The following is a 26,486-nucleotide window of genomic DNA, read 5'->3' on the forward strand; positions in this document are numbered from 1 at the left end:
CATTTTAAAACTCTACCGCTTAGTTTGACCAAACACCAGAGTGTTCAATTTCGTCCAACGTGATATCAATATTGTCTGTTAAGATCGTCACGTGTCCCATTTTCCGTTTGTGTTTCGCTTCTTTTTTTCCGTACAAGTGAATCGACCAATCCGGGTACTTTAATAATATTTGCGTTAGTGGCACTACATGTTCTCCTAACACATTGACCATGACACAAGGCTTTAGCAACTCAGGCGTTGCAAGCGGCCATCCACAAATTGCACGTATATGTTGTTCAAATTGTGAGACTCTCGTCGCTTCAATGGAGTAATGCCCCGAATTGTGAGGGCGTGGTGCTAATTCATTCACCAAAATCTCTCCATCTTCTAGTACAAACATTTCAACTGCAAGTGTGCCTATTAGAGACACAGAATCTGCAATTTTTGTCGCAAGTTCCATCGCATTCAGTTGCACATATTCAGGTGTCCTAGCAGGTACGATACTTTCGTGTAAAATATGATCGACATGAATATTCTCCGCCACTGGCAAACAACGTGTTTCCCCTTTGGCATTTCGCTGCACGATGACAGAGATTTCCTTTTCAAACGGAACGAATTTTTCTAACACACATGTTTGAGTCTGATATAATTCTGCCACTTTCTGGAAATCTTCTGTGCTAGACAGCGTCATTTGCCCTTTGCCGTCGTAGCCGCCAAACGTGGTTTTTAAAATACACGGAAATCCTAGCGCTTCCGTCGCTGCCGTTAACTCTTCCTCGTTCGTCACTTCTCGGTATGCTGCAACTTCTACTCCAGCAGCTTCAATTGTCTGTTTTTCAATTAAACGATTTTGTGTGACTCGTATTAGTTCTGCTCCTTGCGGGATATATGCAATATTGCATAGTTGCTTTAAGGATTCATAATCAATATTTTCAAATTCATACGTAATCACATCACTGCATTCTGCTAATTCTTCTAACGCATCTTGATCATCAAAATTCGCGACAATTTGAATATCTGCTACTTGTCCACACGGGGAATCCAAGGTAGGATCAAGGACGGCAATTTTAAATCCTGCTTCCTTCGCTGCAAGCGCCATCATCCGTCCAAGTTGTCCGCCGCCGATAATTCCGATCGTTTGTCCTGGCAAAATTGTGCGCATCATACTAAATCACCTGTCATTTTCATGACTGTATCCTTCGTTTTCGCTCTTTGTTCTTCCAATTGATTAGCCAAAGACAAGTCCGTCGCCGCTAATATTTGTGTTGCAAGTATTGCTGCATTCGTTGCCCCTGCTTTACCAATTGCCACAGTTGCTACTGGTACACCACCAGGCATTTGGACGATTGATAAAAGGGAATCTAACCCTTTTAATGCTTTAGATTCAACCGGAACACCAATGACTGGAAGTGTTGTTTTCGAAGCAACCATTCCCGGTAAATGAGCAGCACCTCCAGCACCTGCGATTATTACTTGCAAACCTCTATCTCGCGCTGTTTCTGCATATTCAAACATTAAATCTGGCGTACGATGTGCAGAAACTACTTGTTTTTCATATGGCACATGCAACTCGTCTAATTTTTCACATGCATGCTTCATCGTTTCCCAGTCACTTGAACTTCCCATAATCACGCCAACTTTTGGATGCATAATCTTCCTCCTTGAAATGAAAAAGCCCTCAAATAAACTGCTCCTATGGAAGAAAGCAATTCACTTGAGGACAGTCTACTCCCGTAGATGTATACCTAAAGTCGCTTCCCCCATAGTCCGGTCATTTACGGTGACCTGGTAGAGACGCTGAAGCCAATTCTTCAGCATATATGTGGGTTTTGATTTGTATACTGTAAGTTTAACAACGATTTCACCCTAGGTCAACGGATAAATGCGAACGTTACATAAATTTAATATTCGAATGTTCGTATTTTGGAGTTTAGTAGAAGGCATGGAATAGTTTGGAATACCTCTTCATTTACATAAACTATTGAAAGGAAATGGACTATTTCCTTCAAAACGTTTGATCACATAAAAAAGCCGGCAAGAGACGTTCCATCCATTGTTAGTAGAAATTCTACTACCTGGAATCCAGTCCTTGCCGACTCTATTTGTTTATTTTCCTAATGGGCTCAATACTTCATTTACATATTTCGCCACTGCATTAATTTCTTCTTCGGATAAAATACCGTCAAACGATGGCATTGATGATCCTCCTTCTTTAATACGAGCGACTACTTTATCTAAATCCTCCGCCGTTTTACTATCTTGAAGATTTGGTCCATTATGACCACCAGCACCTTGTTCTCCATGACAAGCTAAACAGTTGTTTTTAAAGACGTCCATACCTTTATCTGTTTCTGCTGAAGCAGTGTCTTTGTCATCTCCACCTTTTGATGGAGTATCAGTAGAAGGGGTACCTTTACCAGCATTGGTAACATTTCCGTCTTTAAATGTTCCATCTAATTTAAACGTGTACATTTTATCTCCATGTTTGGAACCAGCTAGAGTATTACCAGCAGATAAAATAGAGATGTATTGTACGCCGTCAACTTCATAGGAAATTGGAGGAGCATTAGCCCCAGCATCGGTCATGTATTCCCACACTTGATCGCCAGTTTTCGCATCGTATGCGATAATGCGACCATCATTATGTCCAACAAATACTAAGTTCCCTTTTGTTGTTAACACACCACTGTACGCAATTGCATCCCAATCCACTTGCCATGCAATTTTGTTTGTTTTCACATCAATCGCTGTGACAGTTCCTCTTTGAGGAGCTTCTAATACAGGAGCAAAGACTGATCCTAAATAAGCGTCTCCTTCTTTGAACTTTTCATCACTACGAGTAAACGTGAAATAATTATCATTTCCTAATACGTAGAAATATTCTGTATCCGGATTATATGCGGATGGTGGCCAGTTAGCCCCACCTTGTGGTGATGGTTTTACCACTAACGGTGTTTCCCAGAAAGGATCGAAAATTTTACCATATTCGCCTTCAAAATCATCCGACAAATCTTCTTTAACCGCTTCATCCGTTACTTCTTGAGGTACGAAAGCGTCCCCGATTGGATACGGTTGAGTTGGTGAAGTATGTTGTCGATCATCTTGCGGAACTTCTTTTTCTTCAATACCAACTAATGGTTCACCAGTTGTACGATCTAAGAAATACACCCATCCTGTTTTACCAGCTTGCGCAATTCCTTTTTTCATTTCTCCATCCATCTCTACATCATATAAAATAACTGGGTTGGCAGGATCCATATCCCAAATATCATGATGTACTTCTTGGAAATGCCATTTATATTCCCCTGTTTCAGCATCAATTGCCATAATAGAGTTTGCATACAAGTTATCTCCTGCACGGTTACTACCATCTAAATCAGGAGAAGTATTACCAGTTGCAAAATATAAATAACCTAGTTCAGGGTCAACAGCTGGTGTTTGCCAAATTGGTCCTCCACCAGTCATCCATGCATCGTTATCTTCTGGCCAAGTTTCATGTCCTTTTTCCCCAGGCCCAGGAATCGTATAGAAACGCCAGATTTCACGACCATTATCCGCATCAAACGCCGTTAAGCGTCCACGAATTCCATATTCCCCACCAGCAACTCCTGTATACACTTTTCCATTGTAATAAAGTGGAGCTCCAGTAATTGTATATCCTTCTTCCCAGTTTGCTACTTCACGTTCCCAAACAACTTCACCAGTTTTTTGGTCTAATGCTACTAAACGCGCATCAAGTAACGTTGCGAAAATCATGCCATCGCCAAAACCAACACCACGGTTTACCCAACCACAACAAACCGTATCCATCTCTTGTGCGATTTCAGGACGATATTCCCATACCTTTTCACCTGTCACTGCGTCTAATGCAAGTACATCATTTGCACCAGTCGTAATGTACATTACACCATCAATAACGACTGGAGTTGCTTCACCAGAATATTTAAATTCTGTGCCAGAGCCAAGACTCGTCACCCATTCAGGCTTTAAGTTTTTAATATTCTCTGTTGTAATTTGATCCAAGTTTGCATAACGACGATTGTAATAGTCTCCACCATTCGTCATCCATTCAGTCGTTGGATACTCTACTTTAAAATCTGTTCCATTCTCTGCAGTTAACGTGCCTGAGTCAGATCCTTGGGAAGTACTTGTCCCATTATCAGGATTTGCTTCGTCCTTGTCGTCTCCATTCCAGCCAAACGTCAAAATTAAAACAATAAGAGCTAATACTACGACAATCATCCCAATACCTGCAGCTAGCCAAGTTTTACTAGACCCCATACTTACTCCTCCTTTTGTAAGAAAATTATGTAACTATGAAATTATCCATAGTATACTCCTATTTCCCTACTTTTGTATAAAATATACTTCGGAATCAGAAATTTTTTAAAAAATTTTTTAAGATTGGATAAATGGGCTTATTTTAAGTGCTAATTCTATAGGTTTTCCATGTTTTCGTAAGAAATACTATCAACTGTGGAAATGATCGAATCAATCGTTCGAATAGAAAATTTTTTATGGGTTAAGTGATTAGGATTAGAGAGAGACGAGGATACAGGAGAATTTTTCCTATTTATTGGATAGGTATGATTCGTTGCTGTTCTGTCTTGAAAGGGAAATAAGATGGACATTCGCTCACGAATGTCGTCTTTTTGAAAGGAATAGGTAGATTTTCGCGTGCGAAAATCATCCTTTTAGAAAAGAACCTTTCTCCAATAAATAAAGGAACTCTTCATAAGAAGAATTCCTTAGTATTCCAGCGACTTCCTACGACGCAAAGGACAAGGATGTCCGTATGCCGAACAGCCACAGGATGTGCTAGTGCCGACAAAGCATCAGGACGATGCACGCTTGCAGCCGGCCTCTCACGTGAGAGTTAAACGAAGTTTTCTCCATAAAAAAGGAACTCCTCATAAGAAGAATTCCTTAGTAGCCCAGCGACGTCCTACTCTCACAGGGGGAAACCCCCAACTACCATCGGCGCTAAAGAGCTTAACTTCCGTGTTCGGTATGGGAACGGGTGTGACCTCTTTGCCATAATCACTGGATTATTTTTTAGAGTGTTTGTTCACTCAAAACTGGATAAACGTCATTGAAAGAACACGTTCGGTGGAAACGTCTTACGACGTTCCACTCGTTTTGGTTAAGTCCTCGATCGATTAGTATTCGTCAGCTGCACGTGTCGCCACGCTTCCACCTCGAACCTATCTACCTCATCGTCTTTGAGGGATCTTACTTACTTGCGTAATGGGAAATCTCATCTTGAGGGGGGCTTCATGCTTAGATGCTTTCAGCACTTATCCCGTCCACACATAGCTACCCAGCGATGCTCTTGGCAGAACAACTGGTACACCAGCGGTGTGTCCATCCCGGTCCTCTCGTACTAAGGACAGCTCCTCTCAAATTTCCTACGCCCACGACGGATAGGGACCGAACTGTCTCACGACGTTCTGAACCCAGCTCGCGTACCGCTTTAATGGGCGAACAGCCCAACCCTTGGGACCGACTACAGCCCCAGGATGCGATGAGCCGACATCGAGGTGCCAAACCTCCCCGTCGATGTGGACTCTTGGGGGAGATAAGCCTGTTATCCCCGGGGTAGCTTTTATCCGTTGAGCGATGGCCCTTCCATGCGGAACCACCGGATCACTAAGCCCGTCTTTCGACCCTGCTCGACTTGTAGGTCTCGCAGTCAAGCTCCCTTCTGCCTTTACACTCTACGAATGATTTCCAACCATTCTGAGGGAACCTTTGGGCGCCTCCGTTACACTTTAGGAGGCGACCGCCCCAGTCAAACTGCCCGCCTGACACTGTCTCCTACCCGGCTTACGGGTATGGGTTAGAAGTTCAATACAACCAGGGTAGTATCCCACCGACGCCTCCTCCGAAGCTGGCGCTCCGGGCTCTTAGGCTCCTACCTATCCTGTACAAGTTGTACCAAAATTCCATATCAGGCTACAGTAAAGCTCCACGGGGTCTTTCCGTCCTGTCGCGGGTAACCTGCATCTTCACAGGTACTATAATTTCACCGAGTCTCTCGTTGAGACAGTGCCCAGATCGTTACGCCTTTCGTGCGGGTCGGAACTTACCCGACAAGGAATTTCGCTACCTTAGGACCGTTATAGTTACGGCCGCCGTTTACTGGGGCTTCAATTCGCACCTTCGCTTGCGCTAAGCACTCCTCTTAACCTTCCAGCACCGGGCAGGCGTCAGCCCCTATACGTCACCTTACGGTTTTGCAGAGACCTGTGTTTTTGCTAAACAGTCGCCTGGGCCTATTCACTGCGGCTCTCTCGGGCTTTAACACCCTAATAGAGCACCCCTTCTCCCGAAGTTACGGGGTCATTTTGCCGAGTTCCTTAACGAGAGTTCTCTCGATCACCTTAGGATTCTCTCCTCGACTACCTGTGTCGGTTTGCGGTACGGGCACCTCCCGCCTCGTTAGAGGCTTTTCTTGGCAGAGTGAAATCAGGAACTCCAGACCAAGTGGTCCTTGTCATCACAGCTCAATGTTGTAGGAACGGGATTTGCCTCATTCCACATCTCACTGCTTGAACGTGCACAACCAACGGCACGCTTACCCTATCCTACTGCGTCCCCCCATTACTCAAACGGCGGGGAGGTGGTACAGGAATATCAACCTGTTGTCCATCGTCTACGCCTATCGGCCTCGACTTAGGTCCCGACTAACCCTGAGCGGACGAGCCTTCCTCAGGAAACCTTAGTCATTCGGTGGACGGGATTCTCACCCGTCTTTCGCTACTCATACCGGCATTCTCACTTCTAAGCGCTCCACCAGTCCTTCCGGTCTAGCTTCAACGCCCTTAGAACGCTCTCCTACCACTGACACCTACGGTGTCAATCCACAGCTTCGGTGAATTGTTTAGCCCCGATACATTTTCGGCGCAGCGTCACTCGACCAGTGAGCTATTACGCACTCTTTAAATGATGGCTGCTTCTAAGCCAACATCCTGGTTGTCTAAGCAACGCCACATCCTTTTCCACTTAACAATTACTTGGGGACCTTAGCTGGTGGTCTGGGCTGTTTCCCTCTTGACTACGGATCTTATCACTCGCAGTCTGACTCCCAAACATAAATCTCTGGCATTCGGAGTTTGTCTGAATTCGGTAACCCGGGATGGGCCCCTAGTCCAAACAGTGCTCTACCTCCAGGATTCTCACGTTTGAGGCTAGCCCTAAAGCTATTTCGGAGAGAACCAGCTATCTCCAGGTTCGATTGGAATTTCTCCGCTACCCACACCTCATCCCCGCATTTTTCAACATGCGTGGGTTCGGGCCTCCAGTAAGTGTTACCTTACCTTCACCCTGGACATGGGTAGATCACCTGGTTTCGGGTCTACAACTACGTACTCATTCGCCCTATTCAGACTCGCTTTCGCTACGGCTCCGCCTTCTCAGCTTAACCTTGCACGCAATCGTAACTCGCCGGTTCATTCTACAAAAGGCACGCTATCACCCATTAACGGGCTCTAACTACTTGTAGGCACACGGTTTCAGGATCTTTTTCACTCCCCTTCCGGGGTGCTTTTCACCTTTCCCTCACGGTACTGGTTCACTATCGGTCACTAGGGAGTATTTAGCCTTGGGAGATGGTCCTCCCGGATTCCGACGGAATTTCACGTGTTCCGCCGTACTCAGGATCCACTCAGGAGAGAACGAACTTTCGACTACAGGGCTGTTACCTTGTTTCGCGGACCTTTCCAGATCGCTTCGCCTACCCCGTTCTTTTGTAACTCCGTATTGAGTGTCCTACAACCCCAAGAGGCAAGCCTCTTGGTTTGGGCTCTTCCCGTTTCGCTCGCCGCTACTCAGGGAATCGATTTTTCTTTCTCTTCCTCCAGGTACTTAGATGTTTCAGTTCCCTGGGTGTGCCTCGATTACGCTATGAATTCACGTAAACGTACTGCTCGATTAAAAACAGTGGGTTTCCCCATTCGGAAATCCACGGATCAATGCTTACTTACAGCTCCCCGAGGCATATCGGTGTTCGTACCGTCCTTCTTCGGCTCCTAGTGCCAAGGCATTCACCGTGCGCCCTTATTAACTTAACCGTTAATAAGCCTTGCATGGAAACAGTTGAAAACTGTTTACCTTGAATCTTACTTACAATGTGTTGCTTTCAATGTCGTTTTATCCAGTTTTCAAAGAACAAGTTTGAAGTTTTCACTGTCTAGCTCACTCGGCAGTCCGCAACCTCTTTTCCCTACTCCCTCGTCATCAAGATGACGCAGTCGCAGGTCCAAAGTGGTAGTCGGCCTATCATGCCTCATTCCGCTTTTCTTGTGAACCTTCAAAACTGAACGCAAAACGTTAACCGATGAACCGAAGGTTCATCTTCCGTAATTATCCTTAGAAAGGAGGTGATCCAGCCGCACCTTCCGATACGGCTACCTTGTTACGACTTCACCCCAATCATCTGTCCCACCTTCGGCGGCTGGCTCCAAAAGGTTACCTCACCGACTTCGGGTGTTACAAACTCTCGTGGTGTGACGGGCGGTGTGTACAAGGCCCGGGAACGTATTCACCGCGGCATGCTGATCCGCGATTACTAGCGATTCCGGCTTCATGTAGGCGAGTTGCAGCCTACAATCCGAACTGAGAACGGTTTTATGGGATTAGCTCCCCCTCGCGGGTTCGCAACCCTTTGTACCGTCCATTGTAGCACGTGTGTAGCCCAGGTCATAAGGGGCATGATGATTTGACGTCATCCCCACCTTCCTCCGGTTTGTCACCGGCAGTCACCTTAGAGTGCCCAACTAAATGCTGGCAACTAAGATCAAGGGTTGCGCTCGTTGCGGGACTTAACCCAACATCTCACGACACGAGCTGACGACAACCATGCACCACCTGTCACCACTGTCCCCGAAGGGAAAAGCATATCTCTATGCCGGTCAGTGGGATGTCAAGACCTGGTAAGGTTCTTCGCGTTGCTTCGAATTAAACCACATGCTCCACCGCTTGTGCGGGCCCCCGTCAATTCCTTTGAGTTTCAGCCTTGCGGCCGTACTCCCCAGGCGGAGTGCTTAATGCGTTAGCTGCAGCACTAAGGGGCGGAAACCCCCTAACACTTAGCACTCATCGTTTACGGCGTGGACTACCAGGGTATCTAATCCTGTTTGCTCCCCACGCTTTCGCGCCTCAGCGTCAGTTACAGACCAGAAAGCCGCCTTCGCCACTGGTGTTCCTCCACATCTCTACGCATTTCACCGCTACACGTGGAATTCCGCTTTCCTCTTCTGCACTCAAGTCCTCCAGTTTCCAATGACCCTCCACGGTTGAGCCGTGGGCTTTCACATCAGACTTAAAGGACCGCCTGCGCGCGCTTTACGCCCAATAATTCCGGACAACGCTTGCCACCTACGTATTACCGCGGCTGCTGGCACGTAGTTAGCCGTGGCTTTCTAATGAGGTACCGTCATAGTAAGGACAGTTACTCCCCTACCTGTTCTTCCCTCACAACAGAGTTTTACGATCCGAAAACCTTCTTCACTCACGCGGCGTTGCTCCATCAGACTTTCGTCCATTGTGGAAGATTCCCTACTGCTGCCTCCCGTAGGAGTCTGGGCCGTGTCTCAGTCCCAGTGTGGCCGATCACCCTCTCAGGTCGGCTACGCATCGTCGCCTTGGTAGGCCGTTACCCTACCAACTAGCTAATGCGCCGCGGGCCCATCCTGTAGTGACAGCCGAGACCGTCTTTCAACTTCAGACCATGAAATCCGAAGGATTATTCGGTATTAGCCCCGGTTTCCCGGAGTTATCCCAATCTACAGGGCAGGTTGCCCACGTGTTACTCACCCGTCCGCCGCTAAAATCAGAAGAAGCAAGCTTCTTCTTCTTTCCGCTCGACTTGCATGTATTAGGCACGCCGCCAGCGTTCGTCCTGAGCCAGGATCAAACTCTCCATCATAGAGAGCATAATTGCTCATGCTGTTTGCTGGCATCTTAATGATGTCCATTTAAAATAGAAACAAAAGTTTCTAAGTTTTGTTTGTGGCTCCGACGGAGGTCGGTTACCGACAAACTGTTATAGTTAACGTTTTGCTGTTCAGTTTTCAAGGTTCATGTGTTCGTCGCTTCAAATCAGCAACTTTCTAATAATAACAAAAGCATCAATAGATTGTCAACACTTTTAATTTATAAAGTTGGTACTTGATTTGACAACTTTCAAACTATACCAACTGCTAACTTCTTTGTCAACAGCCTTCTATCTTTTTGTGGCGCTCTTTTATATTAACAGAATATTACGTTAAATTCAATAGCATTTTCGTTATATTTAATTGTTATATTATTCCGTTTCTATCTTTTCATCTATAAATACAAAACGCCTTCTACTTTATATAGTAGAAAGCGTTGTGTTTTTTTATTTAAGAAAGATGAAATACAAGGTGAAAACAACGAACAAGCCATACATGATTGGATGCACTTCTTTCCATCGTCCACTTACGATCATCGTTATAGGATAGAAGATGAATCCAATTGCAATCCCCGTCGCAATACTATATCCAAGTGGCATTGCGATTACAGTTAAAAACGCGGGTACCGCAATTTCAAATCGATTCCATTCAATTAATCCTAATGAAGCAACCATAAGTACCCCTACTATAATTAATGCCGGTGCTGTAACGGCTGAAGTAATGACACTTAGCACTGGGTAAAAGAACAAGGATAATAGGAAAAGCAGTCCTGTAACTACTGCAGCAAAACCTGATTTTGCTCCAGCTGCTACTCCTGCACTTGACTCAATATATGATGTAGTTGTCGATGTACCAAAAATGGCACCTGTAACGGTCGCAAGGGAATCTGCTAGTAATGCTTTACCTGCTCGAGGCAATTTATTTTCTTTCATTAGTCCTGCTTGTGTTGCAACCGCGACCAATGTGCCTGCTGTGTCAAAGAAGTCAACAAACAAAAATGTTAGAACGATAACAAGAAAATCCATCGTCATTAAAGATCCGAAGTTATGGAAGATTGGATCAAACGCTACACCGAACGTCGGTGAAACGTCTGGAATTTTCCCAATAATAGAAGACGGCAAATCTACTAGCGAGAAAATCATTCCAATAATAGCAGTCACGATCATTCCAATAAAAATTCCACCATTTACTTTTCGAACCATTAAGATAACTGTCAATACTAATCCGAAAATCGCAAGTAACGTATTGGGGCTTGCAAAATCGCCTAATCCCACAAGTGTTGCTGGATTATCTACTACGATCCCTGCATTTTGAAAGCCAATAAATGTGATGAATAGTCCAATACCCGCTCCTACCGCATATTTTAGCGGTGCGGGAATGGCATTAATAATAGTTTCTCGTATACCCGACAGTGTTAGTAAAATAAAAATAAGTCCAGAAAATAAAACTCCGGTTAAAGCAGTTTGCCATGGAATACCGTAATTTAATACAACTGTATAAGCAAAAAATGCGTTCAGTCCCATTCCTGGTGCAAGCGCAATCGGATACCTTGCGATAATCCCCATAAATAACGATCCGACCGCTGCAGCTAAAGCAGTTGCAACGAAAACGGCACCTGCATCCATTCTCATTGCATCTGGCAAATCTGGAACTGAATCTAACGATAGCGTTAATGGATTGACCACTAAGATGTACGCCATCGCAAGGAACGTTGTCAGTCCCCCAATTATTTCTCGTTTGTAATTTGTTCCTAACTCTTCAAAGCGAAAAAACTTTCTCATTGTTCTCCTCCAGTTTTCGCTCGTACAAGTCGTTTCTAATAAAAAAGCACACGACAATTCCTTGTCGCATGCTCCGATTACTTGTTCTATAAACAAGGGAATGCCAAAAGACATTCCAAAAATCGTAGTCGAGTCATTTACGGTAACTCGGTAGAAACTTTCGGGCCATATTCCCGACATTATACGACGATAGTATTAAATTCTTTTTTATTTTAGCATGTCCGCCCAAGAATGAAAAGACTAAACACGAACAATTATTTCATTTACAGATTAATCATCCGTATTATTCCCATTCAATCGTACTAGGTGGCTTGCTCGTTACATCATACAGGACTCGGTTGATGTGCGGTACTTCATTGACCAAACGAACACTAATTTTCTCTAAAATATCCCAAGGAATACGTGCCCAGTCTGACGTCATCCCATCAATCGATGTTACTGCACGAATTCCGATTGCATAATCATACGTACGGGCATCCCCCATCACTCCTACGCTTCGGATATCCGGAAGCACCGTGAAGTATTGCCAAATATCGCGTTCTAGTCCTGCTTTTTTAATTTCATCACGTAGAATTGCATCCGATTCCCGGACGATTTCTAATTTTTCTTCCGTTACTTCTCCAAGTACTCGAATTCCAAGACCTGGACCTGGGAAAGGTTGGCGCCAGACAATTTCATCTGGCATTCCTAGTTCTGTTCCTAAAGCCCTTACTTCATCTTTGAACAGTGTATTTAATGGCTCGATTAACGTAAATTTCATATCTTCAGGAAGCCCACCAACGTTGTGGTGAGACTTGATTGTTTGTGCTGTCGCTGTTCCACTTTCGATAATGTCTGTGTAAAGCGTCCCTTGCGCCAAGAAATCCATGTCCGTCAATTTCGCAGCTTCTTCATCGAAGACATAGATAAACTCGTTACCGATTATTTTGCGTTTTGCTTCTGGATCTGAAATCCCGCTCAACTTGGCCATGAATCGGTCACGCGCATCAATTTTAATCACTTTCATATGGAAGCCATCCGCGAACGTTTTCATCACACTTTCCGCTTCCCCTTTACGAAGAAGTCCATGATCGACAAACATACAAGTCAATTGATCGCCGATTGCTTTGTGAATTAAAACTGCGACAACGGAAGAATCAACACCACCACTTAATGCACATAGCACTTGTTTGTTTCCAACTTGCTCGCGAATTTTTTCGATTTCTAGTTCAATGAAACTTTCCATTGACCAATCACCTTTTGCTCCGCAAATATCGAAAACAAATTGACGAATGATTTCATTGCCATAAACAGAGTGACGAACTTCGGGATGGAATTGCACCGCGAAAAGTCCACGTTCCTTATTCGCAATCGCGGCAATATCACAGCTTGGACTTGTTGCGATAATGTCAAAACCTTCCGGAGCCTTCGTGACATGATCCCCGTGACTCATCCAAACAGTTTGTTCTACAGGTAAATCTTTAAATAGCTCTGATTCTTTCACGACTGTAATGTCCGCTTTGCCGTATTCACGGCGATGCGCTTTTTCAACCGTTCCGCCTAAATGATGCGCCATTAACTGCATTCCATAACAAATACCTAGAACAGGAATTCCTAATGACAAAATATCTGGATCTACCGAAAAAGCATTTTCTCCGTAGACAGAATTTGGACCTCCAGAGAAGATAATACCTGTCGCATTCATTTCTTGAATGTCTGCCGCAGTGACGGTATGAGGATGTAATTCACTATAAACGCCGAATTCACGAATACGACGAGTGATTAGTTGGTTATATTGACTTCCGAAGTCTAAAACCACAATTTTTTCTTGCTCTTTTAACATGGGGGTTGCTGACAAACTTTCCACCTCATTTAGTTGAAATAAACGCTCCCTCTATATAAAAACGCGTACGAAAGAAAATCTTTGTACGCGTTTCATGTCCTACGAAAATAAAGGCAAAAAAGTCTACGCCAAATGACGCGACTTTTCCGCCTTCATAGTCAAGTTATTTCCGGCAACTTGGTAGAGACATCCGAACCGTATTATCGGACATATATGAGGGCATCGTTCTATCTAATTTGTACCCATTCTACCTACACTTCACACGAAAATCAACTAGTAGTACGATTGATTAAATTTTCCCAACTTTCTCTCAGTTTCGCATAATCATCACCCGTATTTTTATTCCCATAAAATCCTCGTTCAAAAGCAGCCGTTAGACGTCGCATATCTTTTGTTTCAAAGAACTGATCGACATACGTTGCATATTGTTGTAAAGTGTAGCCTTCTTGCTTCGTAATACCGTACAGTTCCAATTGTTTTAACAAACGATAGTAGCGCTTTTCAAACGTGTGCCAATCATTTTTCTGCAATCGATAATACGGAACGAGAATGCGTGGGAGCCAATATCTCCTAATTTTAAATAAAATGAAGACAACAATAGCGGTGATAATCCCCCACTTTAGAAGTGTTCCTTTTGAACGGTCTAACCAGTCGCGGAACGAATCCCATGCAGCATCTGCCCATTTCACAAAGGAAAAAGTCGCTTCCTTATCAACTTTTTGAGGCTTCGCTGTATCTGTTTCTTCAGGCGTTGGTGGAGGTTCTACCGTATTCGCCTCTACATCATATTCCACGTTTGTTGCGCCGGAGAAACCGATCGTTGGCTCAAATGCCACCCATCCAACATTCGGCATATAGGCTTCTACCCATGAATGGGCACTATTATTCGTCACTTCATAGAATGAATTTGGTCCTCGATCTTCCACTTCTTCGCCCTCTGCAAACCCTTTTGTCCAACGAGCTGGGATGCCTATTGAACGTAACATAACCACCATGGACGTAGAAAAGTTATCACAGTACCCCCGTTTTGATTCAAATAAAAATTGATCGACATAATCTTGCTTATCATCTGGTACAGGAATACTTGTCTGATCATAAACAAAGTTATTTCCTGAAAAATAGCGCTCAATGGCAACTGCTTTGTCGTAGAGAGAGCTTTGTGAAGCTGTGATCGTTTCTGCCAAATCTCGCACGCGTTGTGGCAACGTCTCTGGCAATTGCAAATAACGATCGAATTCGATTGGTAAATCTCTTGCCATTTCCGGCTTTGTCTCGCGTAGCGCCTTTAAACTATAGGTCGTTTCACTATAATTGATTGTGTACTGCGTTACATTCACAGGTCTTGCTTGAACATATGTCTCTACTTTTTGTTCATCTAACGACAGGGCGTATGAGATATCTTCTTGCGAATTAACGGAATCCATCCCATACGGATATACTAAAAATTCAAAGTCTTCCCGCATAGTAATTTCAGCAGTATCAGCATCTTCCGCTGGACCTACCGGGAAATCTGTTTCGATAGGTTGGTTATTCCCATAATTTACATATCGTTTTTCCGTCTCAGGTGTACTGACTTCCCACCCTTTCCCGGTATACACATCTTTGTTTTCGATTTTCCAATAAGTCCCATCTTCAATAATCGCTTCAAACACCACTGTGTCGTCGCCAATAAAGGAACCTCCAAGTTGCGAATCGTCCTCATCGTACCCAATCTTCGACACTGCTGGACGTAAGGTTCCGTTTGATGCTGTATCTTCAGCAAACGATTGTAAAAACGGCACTGGATCTTGCCATATTGGTCCCGCTTTTGGCAATAAATAACCGAACCCTACCGTTATCAAAACGATTACCACTAATGGAATGGACAAGCGACTGAATTTAGATGGAGAAAACGAGACTCGATTTTCATCATACAGTCGCGCAATTTTTAACAGTCCTGATAAGACCAATCCTAGCAACATAATCCGGATAATTGCATGGTCTCCATCGTAAGGACTAAACGTATCGAGCGAAGCAATAAACACTACCGTAAGGATAAAAAATAACAAAATACTCATCTTTACCCGTAACCAATGGTGAATTAAATAGGTGATCATCCAAAGTAAGGCGAAAAACAAAAATGTTCGAATTGGGTCCGTGATCAGGCCCCAATTCATCGAAAAAATAGCGATACCATTTTCTACTACTTGTTCAAGCAAAAATTTGGTTCCTTCAATCGGAGAAAACAGTTTTCCTTGATAGATAAAAACAAGCGCCCATCCGACAAACACCATTTTAATCAAAAATGCGTACACTTTTTTCATTTCTAAATAATCGACGATTAAACAAACAATCACAAAGAGTAAAAAAAGCGTTAAATAACCCGTAGATGTTAACTGCATAACAGGAATGAGCCATTCACGGAGTAGCAAAAATACGAGTACATATAGAATTAGCTGTACAATTCCAGTATGAGGACGGGAAGTATTCGTCATTTTCCCACCTCCGTAAAGGCATTTGCGAATGTTTCTTGGGTTAAGACTTTCACTACCATACCACGCGCTCTCGCTTGTGCATGTACTTTCAAATCATGTGGTGTTGGCTTTTCGCCTCGTTTTAACACGACAAAAATCGTGCAAAGACGAAGTTTTTTTGCTGCTCTCGGAATAGCTATGATCATATCCTGCGTTAACCGTCCAGTAAGAACAAGAACCGTCGAAGCATTCGCTATCGAGGTATCTCTCATCAATGCACTTTCCACACTTTGATGTAAATCGTCTTTCACTTTTGCTAAATGAAGCATCGTTCGTTGTAATTGCTCTTCCGATTGTATGGCAGGAACAGAAACTCGTTTTTTCCCAAGAGACAAGAACGCAGCACTTGCTTGATTTCTGACAACCGCATGTAAAATGGAAGCGGTCAATTCTACCGTTTCTTCAAAACGATTGGAGGGGCTTCGATCTAACAATAAAAACAATTCTTGAGATTGGCGATCTTCAAATTCTTTTGTTCGAAGAGTTTGCGTTTTTGCGAACGATTTCCAATGAATCCACGAAACTCTATCTCCTGGTTGGTAATCTCTTATTCCAGTGGCCATCGTAGTATCTTTCACAATCGTAAATGGAGAAGTTGCTTGTCCATAGTCATATCGGGTCTCAATCGGTGCATAAATCATTTCGGTAACATTTGGATACACTAAAACAGTTTGTTTTAGTGGAAAGAAATGTCCTTTTTTCACCCAACCGAAAAAGTCACTTACTTCAATTTGAACTCCTTCTAAAATATGTTCCCCACGAGGCATATGTGTGACTTCATATTCAAGTTCAAAGGAATTTCGAAAACCAATTAAACGAAGTTTTTTCAATTGATTCCCTGCTGCTTCTTGTAGGGCTTTACTACCCGAACGTTCCTCTACCAACGCATACAACATCGGAAATCGTGAAGTACGCTTCACTACAATCGAGACACTCATCTTTCCGCCTTTTCGAATTTGAGAGGTATGTATGAAACGCTCTACGCGGAACTTTGAAATAGGACTGAAGAAAAAAGCAATGGAATACAAAGCAAAAGGCAATAACGTATAGAAGATAAACCAGCTTAAAAAGCCGCCTTGAAACATCGCAAAAGAGAATGCAACTGCGAGTATAAATAGAACGAAAAGCAATCGTTTTGCGATTGCCCACGAAAATCGACCACTCATTGTTTCACAAGCCTTTTGATCGGCACCGTTGTTTTCGCGACGATTCGTGCGATTATTTCTTCCACCGTTATGCCATCGTATTTCGCTTCTGCTCGTAAAATAATTCGGTGTCCAAAGACATACTTCACCAAATATTGAACATCATCTGGCGTAACAAAATCTCTCCCTTGTAACATCGCGTAACTTTGCGCTGCTCGCATCAACGCTAAAGATCCTCGAGGGCTGACACCTAGATATACGTAGGAATCATTTCGTGTTTTATTGGCCAAATCGACAATGTAGTTTTTGATCGTTTCATCCACTTGTATATCTTTCACATCTGCTTGTAGCGCAAGTAACTCGTCTAATGTCATGATGGCTTCTAGTGATTCGATAGGAGATGATTTCTCTGCTCGTTTCAACACTTCCATTTCCTCTGCTTGAGTCGGATAGCCGATGCGAAGCTTCATCAAAAAGCGGTCCAACTGCGCTTCTGGAAGAGGGTACGTACCTTCATATTCGATCGGATTTTGCGTCGCCATGACAAAAAATGGTTTTGGAATCATCATTGTTTCCCCGTCCATCGTGACCGATGCCTCTTCCATTCCTTCTAATAACGCTGATTGGGTTTTTGGAGACGTACGATTGATTTCATCTGCAAGCACGATATTCCCCATAATCGGTCCTGGTCGGAAGTGAAACTCCATGTCTTTCGGATTATAAATAGATACCCCAATGACATCTGAAGGAAGTAAATCGGGAGTGAATTGAATTCGTTTAAAATTGGCACTAACCGATTTTGCTAACGCGCGAACCATCATCGTCTTTCCAACTCCAGGAACATCTTCAAGTAATACATGTCCTTGCGCTACTAAAGCAACAACACATAATTCGGCAATCGTTTTTTTCCCAACCATGACTTTCTCCATATTATGTACGATCGATTGTAACTTCTCTAGATTCCCCATTGTTAATCCCCCGTCTGAAATCTTTATTTATTTCGAAAATTCCCATAATGTAACCTAAGTTTAACGAAAATTATCCTATTTCACAACTTGCGAGATAGACGAATGGACGGAGGAAAAAGTTACTTCGTGACAACCCACACGTAGTAACCTCAGTGAATCGCATGGGCAATTGCATGAATCGCACACTCTGACCCCTGAATCGCACACATTCTATACCTTTTCCACTACCAACCCCTCTTCAATATCTAACTTTCCATCATGAAACATAAGGATATGATGTCAATCTTTATATTCCGCAGTAAAAAGCACCTCTCCTTTTTTAAAAAATCCCTAGTTTCTGAATTTTACTCAGGCACTAGGGATCTCACTATTTTCATTTCCAAAAATCGTCGAAGACGGTGATTGGCATATGTCGTTTGTGTTCGCTTCGAAGGTAATAGCCTTCTAGTTTTTCACGAGCTTCTCGTGGAATTTCTTTACCTTCTAAATAATCGTCAATTTGTTCATACGTTATCCCTAGTGCCACTTCGTCAGGCAAGGCAGGGCGATCATCTTCTAAATCCGCTGTAGGAATTTTTACATATAAACTTTCAGGAGCGTTCAATTCTTTTAAGAGTGCACGTCCTTGACGCTTATTCAATCGGAAGATTGGCACTAAATCCGCTCCACCATCACCGTATTTCGTATAGAATCCAGTAATTGCTTCGGCCGCATGATCCGTTCCAAGCACTACGGAATTGTGCATAGCCGCAATGGAATATTGAACTTTCATCCGTTCCCGGGCTTTTTCATTCCCTTTTGCGAAGTCCGTCAGCTCAATACCAGCTTCATCGAGCGCTGCTCTACTTGCATCGACGGCACCTTTAATATTCACCGTGTACACTTTTGTCGGTTGAATAAAATCAAGAGCTGCTTGTGCATCATCTTCGTCAAATTGAACACCGTACGGAAGTCGAACTGCGTAAAACGAATATTTCGTCGATCCGGATTCTGTATTTAGTTCATCTACTGCAAGTTGAGCCAATTTCCCGACGAGTGTAGAGTCTTGGCCACCAGAAATACCGAGTACGAAACCCTTTAAAAAGGAATGTTTTGTCGCATACGCTTTTAAGAAATCGATTGTACGACGAATTTCTTCTGCTGGATTGATCGTCGGTTTCACTTCTAAAGCTTGGATAATTTCTTGTTGAAGTGTCATGCCTTCCCCTCCTCACGCAAAGCAGATTGTTGGAATTGGTCCACCATATCTTGCACTTCCTGAATGTTACGCATTTTATTGTCCCAACATTTCTGACTTAAATCGACGGGATACTCTTCCGGATTCAAGGAACGTTTATACTCATCCCACAGTAAATGTAAGTTTTCCGTCGCATAATCTCTCATGTCGGCCAAAGCAGGAATGGTATAGACGACTTCTCCATTTTGAATCACTTCTTCATGCAAATTTTTCGCTTCAAAATTGGTAACGAATTTCGAGACAAATGTATGCACTGGATGGAACATTTTTAACCGCTTTTCTTTCTCCGGTTCTTCATCAAACATCGTGATGTAATCGCCTTCCGCTTTTCCATTCTCACGATCAATTATTCGGTACAGCTTCTTTTGCCCAGGTGTCGTCACTTTTTCTGTCGTCGATGAAATTTTAATCGTATCTTCCATTTCTCCAGCTTCATTTTCGATCGAGACAATTTTATATACCGCACCAAGTGCAGGCTGATCATATGCAGTAATCAGTTTGGTGCCAATACCCCACATATCCACTTTTGCCCCTTGCGCTTTTAAATTAAGAATCGTATATTCATCCAGGTCGTTCGATACCACGATTTTAGCTTCCGTAAATCCAGCTTCATCTAGCATTTTTCGCGCTTCTTTCGATAAGAAAGCGATGTCTCCACTATCTAAGCGGATTCCGACAAAGTTAATTTGATCGCCTAGCTCTTTCGCCACTTGAATAGCAGTTGGTACGCCGACTTTCAGTGTATTGTACGTATCCACTAAAAATACGCAATCCTTGTGTGCTTTTGCATACGCATGGAACGCTTCATAATCACTTTTATACGCTTGCACGAGAGAGTGGGCATGCGTACCTGCAACTGGTATGCCAAACAATTTACCTGCTCTCACATTCGACGTTGCCTCTAAGCCTCCAATGAAGGCTGCTCTCGTTCCCCAAATCGCCGCATCCATTTCTTGCGCACGTCTCGTACCAAATTCCATCACCGTATCGGTTTTCACCACTTGCTTTATACGACTCGCTTTTGTTGCGATTAACGTTTGATAATTCACGATATTTAGTAGCGCAGTCTCAATCAATTGAGCTTGAACGAGTGGTGCTTCAATTCGCATAATTGGTTCATTCGCAAAAACAAGCTCTCCTTCCACCATGGAATAAAGACTGCCTGTAAAACGTATCGTTTTTAAATACTCTAAAAAGTCTGCTGGGTACTTTACTTGTTCTTTTAAATACACCAAGTCACTCTCTGAGAACTGAAAATGCTTTAAATAATCAATGACGCGTTCTAAACCAGCAAAAATGGCATAGCCATTCCCGAAAGGAAGCTTTCGAAAAAACAATTCAAAGACAGCTTTCTTCTCATGCACCCCATCACGCCAATAAGCTTCTGCCATATTGATCTGATACAAGTCCGTATGTAATGCGACACTATCATCTGGATAATAACTCGACACACAAATCCCCTTCTTCCGACAAAATCATACATTTAGTATACACCATTCCCTATTTTGACGTGATTGTAACAATCGCGAGATGCACTTTTTGGGAAATAAAAAACGACACCTTTCCCGATTATGTTCCGAGAGGTGTCGACTTATTTAAAAATTCGTATCGCTCTTCTTCGTTGTTTCATATGTATCCATCTTGGATGCGATTTTTGACAGAATCTCATTTCTTTCACGTTGTGTTCTGATTAATGTTGTTGTAAACCAAATACCAAACATGATAATAGCGAGATAGAGTACAAACATTAAAATTAGTGGTATGAATGCCAAAATTGTCCCGTTACCCACTGTTCCACCTCCATATAATGCGAAAAACTAGCAAGACACGTGTCTCGCTAGTCATCGTGTTTATGAACCCATTTTTCTACGTGTGTTGGATACTTTCTTTACCGCTTGGCTTTGCATTTTCTTTCCAGAAGTATCTAAAGATGATCCACCTTTTTGGTTTGCTTGCTTGTTTTTCTTCGCTTCTAACTGTGCTTGCATCGCTTCTTTTAGAGACATTTTTTTCTTTGGTGTTTCTTCGCTCATCATCCATTCTCCTTTTTGCGCCGCGTCATCGTCGATTCTACTCGGCGTGTTGTATCTCTATCATACAACGATAGGCTCCATTTGTGAATGAAACATCGAAACGAACCCTTTTCTTTTCGTTCGACATTATTTTCATATCCCGATTTCCCCCGTCATACATTACTCCATATGGAGGGATTTGGATGTGCGGAATTGTCGGGTGGATTGACTTTACAAAGCGAATGAAAGAACAACAAGACATTGTTCTTAAAATGACGCGAACACTTGCAAATAGAGGCCCAGATGCAGAAAATGTGTGGACAACAGATTCTGTTGCATTTGGACATCGACGGCTTGCCGTTGTTGATATAGACGGTGGGAGACAACCTATGACACGAACGACAGAACGTGGGGATTATACGGTTTGTTACAACGGTGAGTTGTATAACACGGAAGAACTGCGACAAGAACTTCATTTGAAAGGCTATCGTTTCCGTGGTCATTCTGACACGGAAGTTCTTCTTACTTCTTATATAGAATGGAAAGAACATTGTGTTGAAAAGTTAAATGGGATTTTTGCATTCGCTATTTGGGATGCAGAGGCGGAAACGCTTTTCATTGCCAGAGACCGTCTCGGTGTTAAGCCTCTTTTCTACGCGAATACATCCACAGGACTTCTCTTTGCCTCGGAAATCAAAGCGTTACTCGCACACCCTGAAGTTAGTCCTACTTTGACGAGAGAAGGATTGACGGAAGTACTGGCGCTCGGTCCTTCTCGTAAACCTGGTTCTGGAGTTTTTCATGGTATTTCCGAACTTCGACCAGCACATGCCATCCTCTATTCGAACAAGTCGAACCATATTTACCGATACTGGAATGTCCAAAGTCAAGCCCATGAACATTCGTTAGAAGAAACGATTGAGGAAGTACGTTATCTCGTATCGGATGCGATTCAAAAGCAACTTGTATCCGATGTTCCATTATGTACCTTTCTTTCAGGCGGACTCGATTCTAGTGCTATAAGTGCTGTGGCGAATAAAACATACAACGAAAAACACGCATCTCCTCTCCACACGTATTCCATCGATTTCGCAGAAAATTACAAGCATTTCATGCAAAATCACTTCCAACCCACATCCGATGCACCGTATATCGAAAAAATGACTACACACCTTTCCTCTACACATCGAGCCGTAACTCTTTCCCAAGAATATGTAGCCGCGCTATTATATGATGCGCTACTTGCTCGTGACATGCCTGGAATGGCTGATGTTGATTCGTCTTTACTTGGCTTTAGTCGAATCATTCGGTCCGACTTCACCGTTGCACTCTCCGGTGAATGTGCAGACGAAATTTTCGGGGGCTACCCGTGGTTTCATTCACCCGAAACGCACAACAAAACGTTCCCCTGGATTCGCTCTAGCAAGGAGCGAGGAAATTTACTTCGTGACACTTGGCAGAAACGTCTTGCACTCGAGGAATTCGCTTACTCAAGCTATGCCGAGCTGACAAATGAAGCGCCACTTCTCCCAGGAGAAAGCGAGGAACAAGTGGCTCTTCGAAAATTGTTCTACATCAATATGACAAGTTTTATGGCGACTTTGTTAGAACGAAAGGATCGCATGAGTATGGCAGCGAGCTTAGAAGTCCGAGTGCCGTTTGCCGATCATCGTCTAGTCGAATACGCTTGGAACATCCCTTGGGAAATGAAAAATCTACAAAATCAGGAGAAAGGCATTCTCCGAAAAGCAATGGAAGGCATTTTGCCACACGATGTTCTTTACCGGAAGAAAAGTCCATACCCCAAAACTCACCATCCTCAATTCGCGGAACTCGTCCAAGCCCAGCTCGTGACTGTGTTGAAACACAAATCCTCCATACTACAAGAGCTCTTTGATTATAACCAACTTCAACAACTTCTTGATACGCGAGGATCCTCGTTTACAACTCCGTGGTTTGGGCAATTAATGACGGGACCCCAACTTCTCGCATACTTACTACAGTTTCACTACTGGTTTGAGGAGTATGGGATACAGTTGGTGGAGAGTTAACATACTACTACTAAAACGATTCGCTTCCACGAATCGTTTTTCCATGCATCCACATTCCATTTCCTTGAAATAGTTTGCTATACTCATCTAAATGGAGGAGATGGAATGCCGTATTTTTATGATTTTTTGGAACTGAAACACCCGAAGATGGCGAGTGTTGCAATGGAGCTTGAGACAAGTATATATGTTAGCCCTCGCACGATGCTCACCCACTCTCGGATATTAATCGAAGCAATTTTAACGGAAGTATTATTGGTAGAAAAAATAGCATTTGATAAATTTTCTGGATTAAAGGAAAAAATCGAGCTGTCTGAAAAGCACTTAGAAGCTTCTCCGCACATCATTGAATCACTAGAAGATATTCGAAAACGAGGAAATAAAGCTGCTCACGATACAAGGCAATTTCGCCTAAGTGAAGCACTGCAAAGTTGGGAATCTCTGTACCCAGTAGTGAAATGGTTTGTCGAAGTGTATGGTGCGCATGACGTGGAAGTACCGATGTACATCGATCCAACCCCTCCAAAAGATGAGCAACAAGACCCTTATGGTACAGGAGAAATTGAGTCGCGCTTAGCTCATTTAGAAGAGCTGTTGCTGAAGACGTTGGATAGTGGCAATGAAGAATCCACTGCTGAGGAAGAAGTGGCTGTAACTTCAGAGGTTCCCGTTCGAGAAGAACGCATATTTCCTGGTTTCACCACGATTCGTTCGCTTAAATACAATGGAGAAACGCTGCCGATTCCCTACTTTTTGCGAGATGCATTTTTACTTCCTCAACGTTTTCCACGTTCCGAGTTATTTCTGATTCGACTTGGTGGTGAACAAGAAGCCCGCTTAATGAGTGAAATCCCCACTAACTTAGAAGGATTACATACATTCGTCAAACGATTTAAAGCGGAAAACGATGCGACTCTTTTTGAAGAGCTTCGCGTTTTTGTGGAGGAAGAAAAGCAACGTCGCAAAGTTCGCTTAGAACGGACGGGAGAGTTATTATTTTTCTATAAGAGTGATTATATTGTCATCACGGATGAGCTCGGAAAAATTGAATTAACAAAGGAAAACTTTAAAGATATTAGTTCCCTTTTGAATCATTTAGAAGCTCATGATATTCACCGCGTAAAGCAACTTCCTAGTGAACTTGTCGTACTTGGAAAATATCCAAATGTGGGAATCACCACGGTAGAAAAGCTCTTTCAACAACTAAAAGAAAAGCAATCTGTCGAATAAATCGCAGGGAATGAAAAGAACACTTTTTAATCTTTCATTCCAAAAAGCATTTAACGATTCGTTCGTCATGGAACAAACAAACTAGAAAGGAGTTGGTTTCGTTGAAGAAGTTTGAACATAATGGAATTCAATTAGCATATGAGGAATTCGGACAAGGCGAGCCGCTCCTTCTATTACATGGATTAACAGGCAACCGCCATATGTTTGATGAAGAAGTGGAAGTTTTCCAGAAGTATTTTCGCACCATTGTTCTAGATGCGAGAGGACACGGTGATTCCGATCGACCCACTGCATATGATTTAAAAGATCACATATACGATGTACTGGCTCTACTAGAACATTTAGGGATTAGTGAAACAAATCTTCTTGGAGTTTCAATGGGGAGTTATATTGCCCAAGGAATTGCAATTGTCGCGCCTGAAAAGATAAAGCGACTCATTTTGGTCGCAACAAAATCAGAAGGAAAAACCTCCTCCATGCAGGCACTTTTTCAAAAACATGAAGATGAACTAGAGGGACTTGATTTCAATCGAAAACTCCTCAAAGTTTCACCTTATATGTTTCATGACTTAACAGCAGTCGGTAAATGGAGTCGAGAAGCGGCGAAAAAAGCGAAACCCATGTCTGCAGAAGAAATTGCCGCTGCGAACCACGCCTTACGTGGATTTGATTTCCGAGACGATCTCAATCGAATCCAAGCAATAACACTTGTCATAAGCGGGGACCACGACGGGCTGAACCCTCCAGAAGCAGGTCGAGCCACAGCACAAGGGATACCAAATGCGACATTTATTGAATTTAATCAGTCTGGACATGCCCCAAATGTAGAACAACACATGTTATATCTCGATTTTGTCTTAGAATTTCTAGACGCAAAATAAGCAACTGGCATAGAGTAAGAAGTTCAGTTTTTGTGAAGAAACAGCGCATATAGTATATTAATTAGCATAACTTTTAGTACAGTAAATAGCAGAGATTCTGAATTGATATATCGGCATTTTTTTATAAAAACAACAAAATTTTTAAAAATCGTAAACACAATAACAACTTAACAATAGGTATTGTCATATTACGAATGAAGGTGTTATTTCACTTGTTCATTTGTAAGTGATTACACTTCTGTTACAAGCAAAAAAGGATTTAATACATTAACTGCAAAAATAAACTTAAAGATTTTGAAAACTCATTTCTTCAACTAACGTGCAGAATAATTGAACAACTAACAAAAATATAAACTTTGAACAGAGGTGATTATTCTGAATAAAACACTCTTAATATTAGGAGGCATTTTAGTCTTTTTGTTGTTGGGAAGTATTATATATTTAAAAGCAAATCCTCCATTAGAAGCAAATGGTATAAGTTTCTATCCAGATGATAAAACAAAAAGAGTAATAGAAATAACAAACTTTGGATTAGCAAATATAAACCTTGAAAATGTCTTGGTTAATGGAAATAACTCCGAGAATGTTGAATTGGGAATAAGCAGAACAAATCATATGGTTGTGGGAGCAGGTCTTGATAAAGACCCTTATATTACTTTTCATAAAATTAACGAATTGGAAATTCACCCTGCGTTACCACTCGACGAACTAAATGAACTAAATGAAATGGATGACAGACGAATAATAAAACACTATGGTTTACGTACTTTCGGAAACGAAGTACCTGAAAAGATAACTATAAAATATACGTATTTATTTATACCTTATTCATTAGATGTAGATGTTACAGAGTAAACAAAGATGCTCCACTATAGTGGGCTTTAAATGAATAAGAACAAAAAGTTCTATAACAAAAAGCTTGGGACGTCCCAAGC

General features: G+C 42.7%; 16 protein-coding genes, 3 rRNA genes and 3 riboswitches. Of the genes, 4 read left to right on the forward strand and 15 right to left on the reverse strand.

Annotated elements, in window-relative coordinates:
- Positions 1-19: 19 nt before the first annotated feature.
- The 15 genes from purK to D3873_RS10880 form a co-directional block, all read right to left on the reverse strand.
- Complete coding sequence (gene purK, locus D3873_RS10810) at positions 20-1,144, reverse strand: 5-(carboxyamino)imidazole ribonucleotide synthase (RefSeq protein ID WP_119884033.1); 1,125 nt, start codon at positions 1,142-1,144, stop codon at positions 20-22.
- Positions 1,141-1,629, reverse strand: a complete 489-nt coding sequence (purE, locus tag D3873_RS10815) for a 5-(carboxyamino)imidazole ribonucleotide mutase (protein ID WP_119884034.1) — start codon at positions 1,627-1,629, stop codon at positions 1,141-1,143. Before purE ends, purK begins: the two co-directional genes overlap by 4 nt.
- A gap of 93 nt (positions 1,630-1,722) precedes the next feature.
- Positions 1,723-1,823, reverse strand: a riboswitch (purine riboswitch).
- A 262-nt stretch (positions 1,824-2,085) separates the two neighbouring features.
- Complete coding sequence (locus D3873_RS10820) at positions 2,086-4,260, reverse strand: outer membrane protein assembly factor BamB family protein (RefSeq protein ID WP_119884035.1); 2,175 nt, start codon at positions 4,258-4,260, stop codon at positions 2,086-2,088.
- A 651-nt stretch (positions 4,261-4,911) separates the two neighbouring features.
- Positions 4,912-5,027 (reverse strand): 5S ribosomal RNA (gene rrf, locus D3873_RS10825).
- 91 nt (positions 5,028-5,118) lie between these two features.
- Positions 5,119-8,051: ribosomal RNA gene (locus D3873_RS10830) — 23S ribosomal RNA — on the reverse strand.
- Positions 8,052-8,353: 302 nt separating this feature from the next.
- A 16S ribosomal RNA gene (locus D3873_RS10835) occupies positions 8,354-9,907 on the reverse strand.
- The 16S, 23S and 5S rRNA genes sit together here, the layout of an rRNA operon.
- Before the next feature lie 453 nt (positions 9,908-10,360).
- Positions 10,361-11,695 carry an NCS2 family permease gene (locus D3873_RS10840; RefSeq protein ID WP_119884036.1) on the reverse strand — a complete coding sequence of 445 codons (1,335 nt, stop codon included), beginning with the start codon at positions 11,693-11,695 and terminating at the stop codon, positions 10,361-10,363.
- Positions 11,696-11,800: 105 nt separating this feature from the next.
- A riboswitch (purine riboswitch) is annotated at positions 11,801-11,902 on the reverse strand.
- Between the two features lie 76 nt (positions 11,903-11,978).
- Positions 11,979-13,517 carry a glutamine-hydrolyzing GMP synthase gene (gene guaA, locus D3873_RS10845; RefSeq protein ID WP_119884539.1) on the reverse strand — a complete coding sequence of 513 codons (1,539 nt, stop codon included), beginning with the start codon at positions 13,515-13,517 and terminating at the stop codon, positions 11,979-11,981.
- 135 nt (positions 13,518-13,652) lie between these two features.
- Positions 13,653-13,754, reverse strand: a riboswitch (purine riboswitch).
- A gap of 32 nt (positions 13,755-13,786) precedes the next feature.
- Complete coding sequence (locus D3873_RS10850; RefSeq protein ID WP_119884037.1) at positions 13,787-15,991, reverse strand: DUF4129 domain-containing transglutaminase family protein; 2,205 nt, start codon at positions 15,989-15,991, stop codon at positions 13,787-13,789.
- The gene (locus D3873_RS10855) at positions 15,988-17,196 is read right to left on the reverse strand and encodes a DUF58 domain-containing protein (protein WP_119884038.1); all 1,209 of its coding nucleotides are present in this window, start codon (positions 17,194-17,196) and stop codon (positions 15,988-15,990) included. Before D3873_RS10855 ends, D3873_RS10850 begins: the two co-directional genes overlap by 4 nt.
- Positions 17,193-18,143 (reverse strand): AAA family ATPase, encoded by a 951-nt coding sequence (locus tag D3873_RS10860; protein ID WP_119884039.1) that lies wholly within the window; start codon positions 18,141-18,143, stop codon positions 17,193-17,195. Before D3873_RS10860 ends, D3873_RS10855 begins: the two co-directional genes overlap by 4 nt.
- 373 nt (positions 18,144-18,516) lie before the next feature.
- A complete protein-coding gene (gene nadE / locus D3873_RS10865; RefSeq protein ID WP_119884040.1) occupies positions 18,517-19,341 on the reverse strand; it encodes an NAD(+) synthase in 825 nt (274 codons plus the stop codon).
- Positions 19,338-20,831, reverse strand: a complete 1,494-nt coding sequence (locus D3873_RS10870; protein ID WP_119884041.1) for a nicotinate phosphoribosyltransferase — start codon at positions 20,829-20,831, stop codon at positions 19,338-19,340. Before D3873_RS10870 ends, nadE begins: the two co-directional genes overlap by 4 nt.
- 144 nt (positions 20,832-20,975) lie before the next feature.
- Positions 20,976-21,170: a hypothetical protein gene (locus D3873_RS10875; RefSeq protein ID WP_119884042.1), complete on the reverse strand. Its 195-nt coding sequence runs from the start codon at positions 21,168-21,170 to the stop codon at positions 20,976-20,978.
- Positions 21,171-21,230: 60 nt separating this feature from the next.
- Entirely contained in the window at positions 21,231-21,413 is a 183-nt protein-coding gene (locus D3873_RS10880; protein ID WP_119884043.1) for a hypothetical protein, read from the reverse strand.
- A gap of 182 nt (positions 21,414-21,595) precedes the next feature.
- Between D3873_RS10880 and asnB the strand changes: the two genes are divergently transcribed.
- From asnB to D3873_RS10900, 4 genes are all read left to right on the forward strand, one after another.
- A complete protein-coding gene (gene asnB, locus D3873_RS10885; protein WP_119884044.1) occupies positions 21,596-23,443 on the forward strand; it encodes an asparagine synthase (glutamine-hydrolyzing) in 1,848 nt (615 codons plus the stop codon).
- A 105-nt stretch (positions 23,444-23,548) separates the two neighbouring features.
- Positions 23,549-24,670 (forward strand): DUF4145 domain-containing protein, encoded by a 1,122-nt coding sequence (locus tag D3873_RS10890; RefSeq protein ID WP_119884045.1) that lies wholly within the window; start codon positions 23,549-23,551, stop codon positions 24,668-24,670.
- A gap of 101 nt (positions 24,671-24,771) precedes the next feature.
- On the forward strand, positions 24,772-25,551 hold the full coding sequence (locus D3873_RS10895; protein WP_119884046.1) for an alpha/beta fold hydrolase: 780 nt from the start codon (positions 24,772-24,774) through the stop codon (positions 25,549-25,551).
- Between the two features lie 417 nt (positions 25,552-25,968).
- Complete coding sequence (locus tag D3873_RS10900) at positions 25,969-26,406, forward strand: hypothetical protein (RefSeq protein WP_119884047.1); 438 nt, start codon at positions 25,969-25,971, stop codon at positions 26,404-26,406.
- The last annotated feature ends 80 nt before the right edge of the window (positions 26,407-26,486 follow it).

It is taken from the genome of Paenisporosarcina cavernae (assembly GCF_003595195.1).
GTDB lineage: Bacteria > Bacillota > Bacilli > Bacillales_A > Planococcaceae > Paenisporosarcina > Paenisporosarcina cavernae.

Bases quoted from the DNA above. Each gene is read 5' to 3' on its own strand.
- D3873_RS10890 (WP_119884045.1), top strand. From the start codon at position 23,549: ATGCCGTATTTTTATGATTTTTTGGAACTGAAACACCCGAAGATGGCG.
- D3873_RS10840 (WP_119884036.1), bottom strand. From the start codon at position 11,695: ATGAGAAAGTTTTTTCGCTTTGAAGAGTTAGGAACAAATTACAAACGA.
- D3873_RS10855 (WP_119884038.1), bottom strand. From the start codon at position 17,196: ATGAGTGGTCGATTTTCGTGGGCAATCGCAAAACGATTGCTTTTCGTT.
- D3873_RS10850 (WP_119884037.1), bottom strand. From the start codon at position 15,991: ATGACGAATACTTCCCGTCCTCATACTGGAATTGTACAGCTAATTCTA.
- D3873_RS10860 (WP_119884039.1), bottom strand. From the start codon at position 18,143: ATGGGGAATCTAGAGAAGTTACAATCGATCGTACATAATATGGAGAAA.
- purK (WP_119884033.1), bottom strand. From the start codon at position 1,144: ATGATGCGCACAATTTTGCCAGGACAAACGATCGGAATTATCGGCGGC.
- nadE (WP_119884040.1), bottom strand. From the start codon at position 19,341: ATGACACTTCAACAAGAAATTATCCAAGCTTTAGAAGTGAAACCGACG.
- guaA (WP_119884539.1), bottom strand. From the start codon at position 13,517: ATGTTAAAAGAGCAAGAAAAAATTGTGGTTTTAGACTTCGGAAGTCAA.
- D3873_RS10880 (WP_119884043.1), bottom strand. From the start codon at position 21,413: ATGAGCGAAGAAACACCAAAGAAAAAAATGTCTCTAAAAGAAGCGATG.
- asnB (WP_119884044.1), top strand. From the start codon at position 21,596: ATGTGCGGAATTGTCGGGTGGATTGACTTTACAAAGCGAATGAAAGAA.
- D3873_RS10820 (WP_119884035.1), bottom strand. From the start codon at position 4,260: ATGGGGTCTAGTAAAACTTGGCTAGCTGCAGGTATTGGGATGATTGTC.
- purE (WP_119884034.1), bottom strand. From the start codon at position 1,629: ATGCATCCAAAAGTTGGCGTGATTATGGGAAGTTCAAGTGACTGGGAA.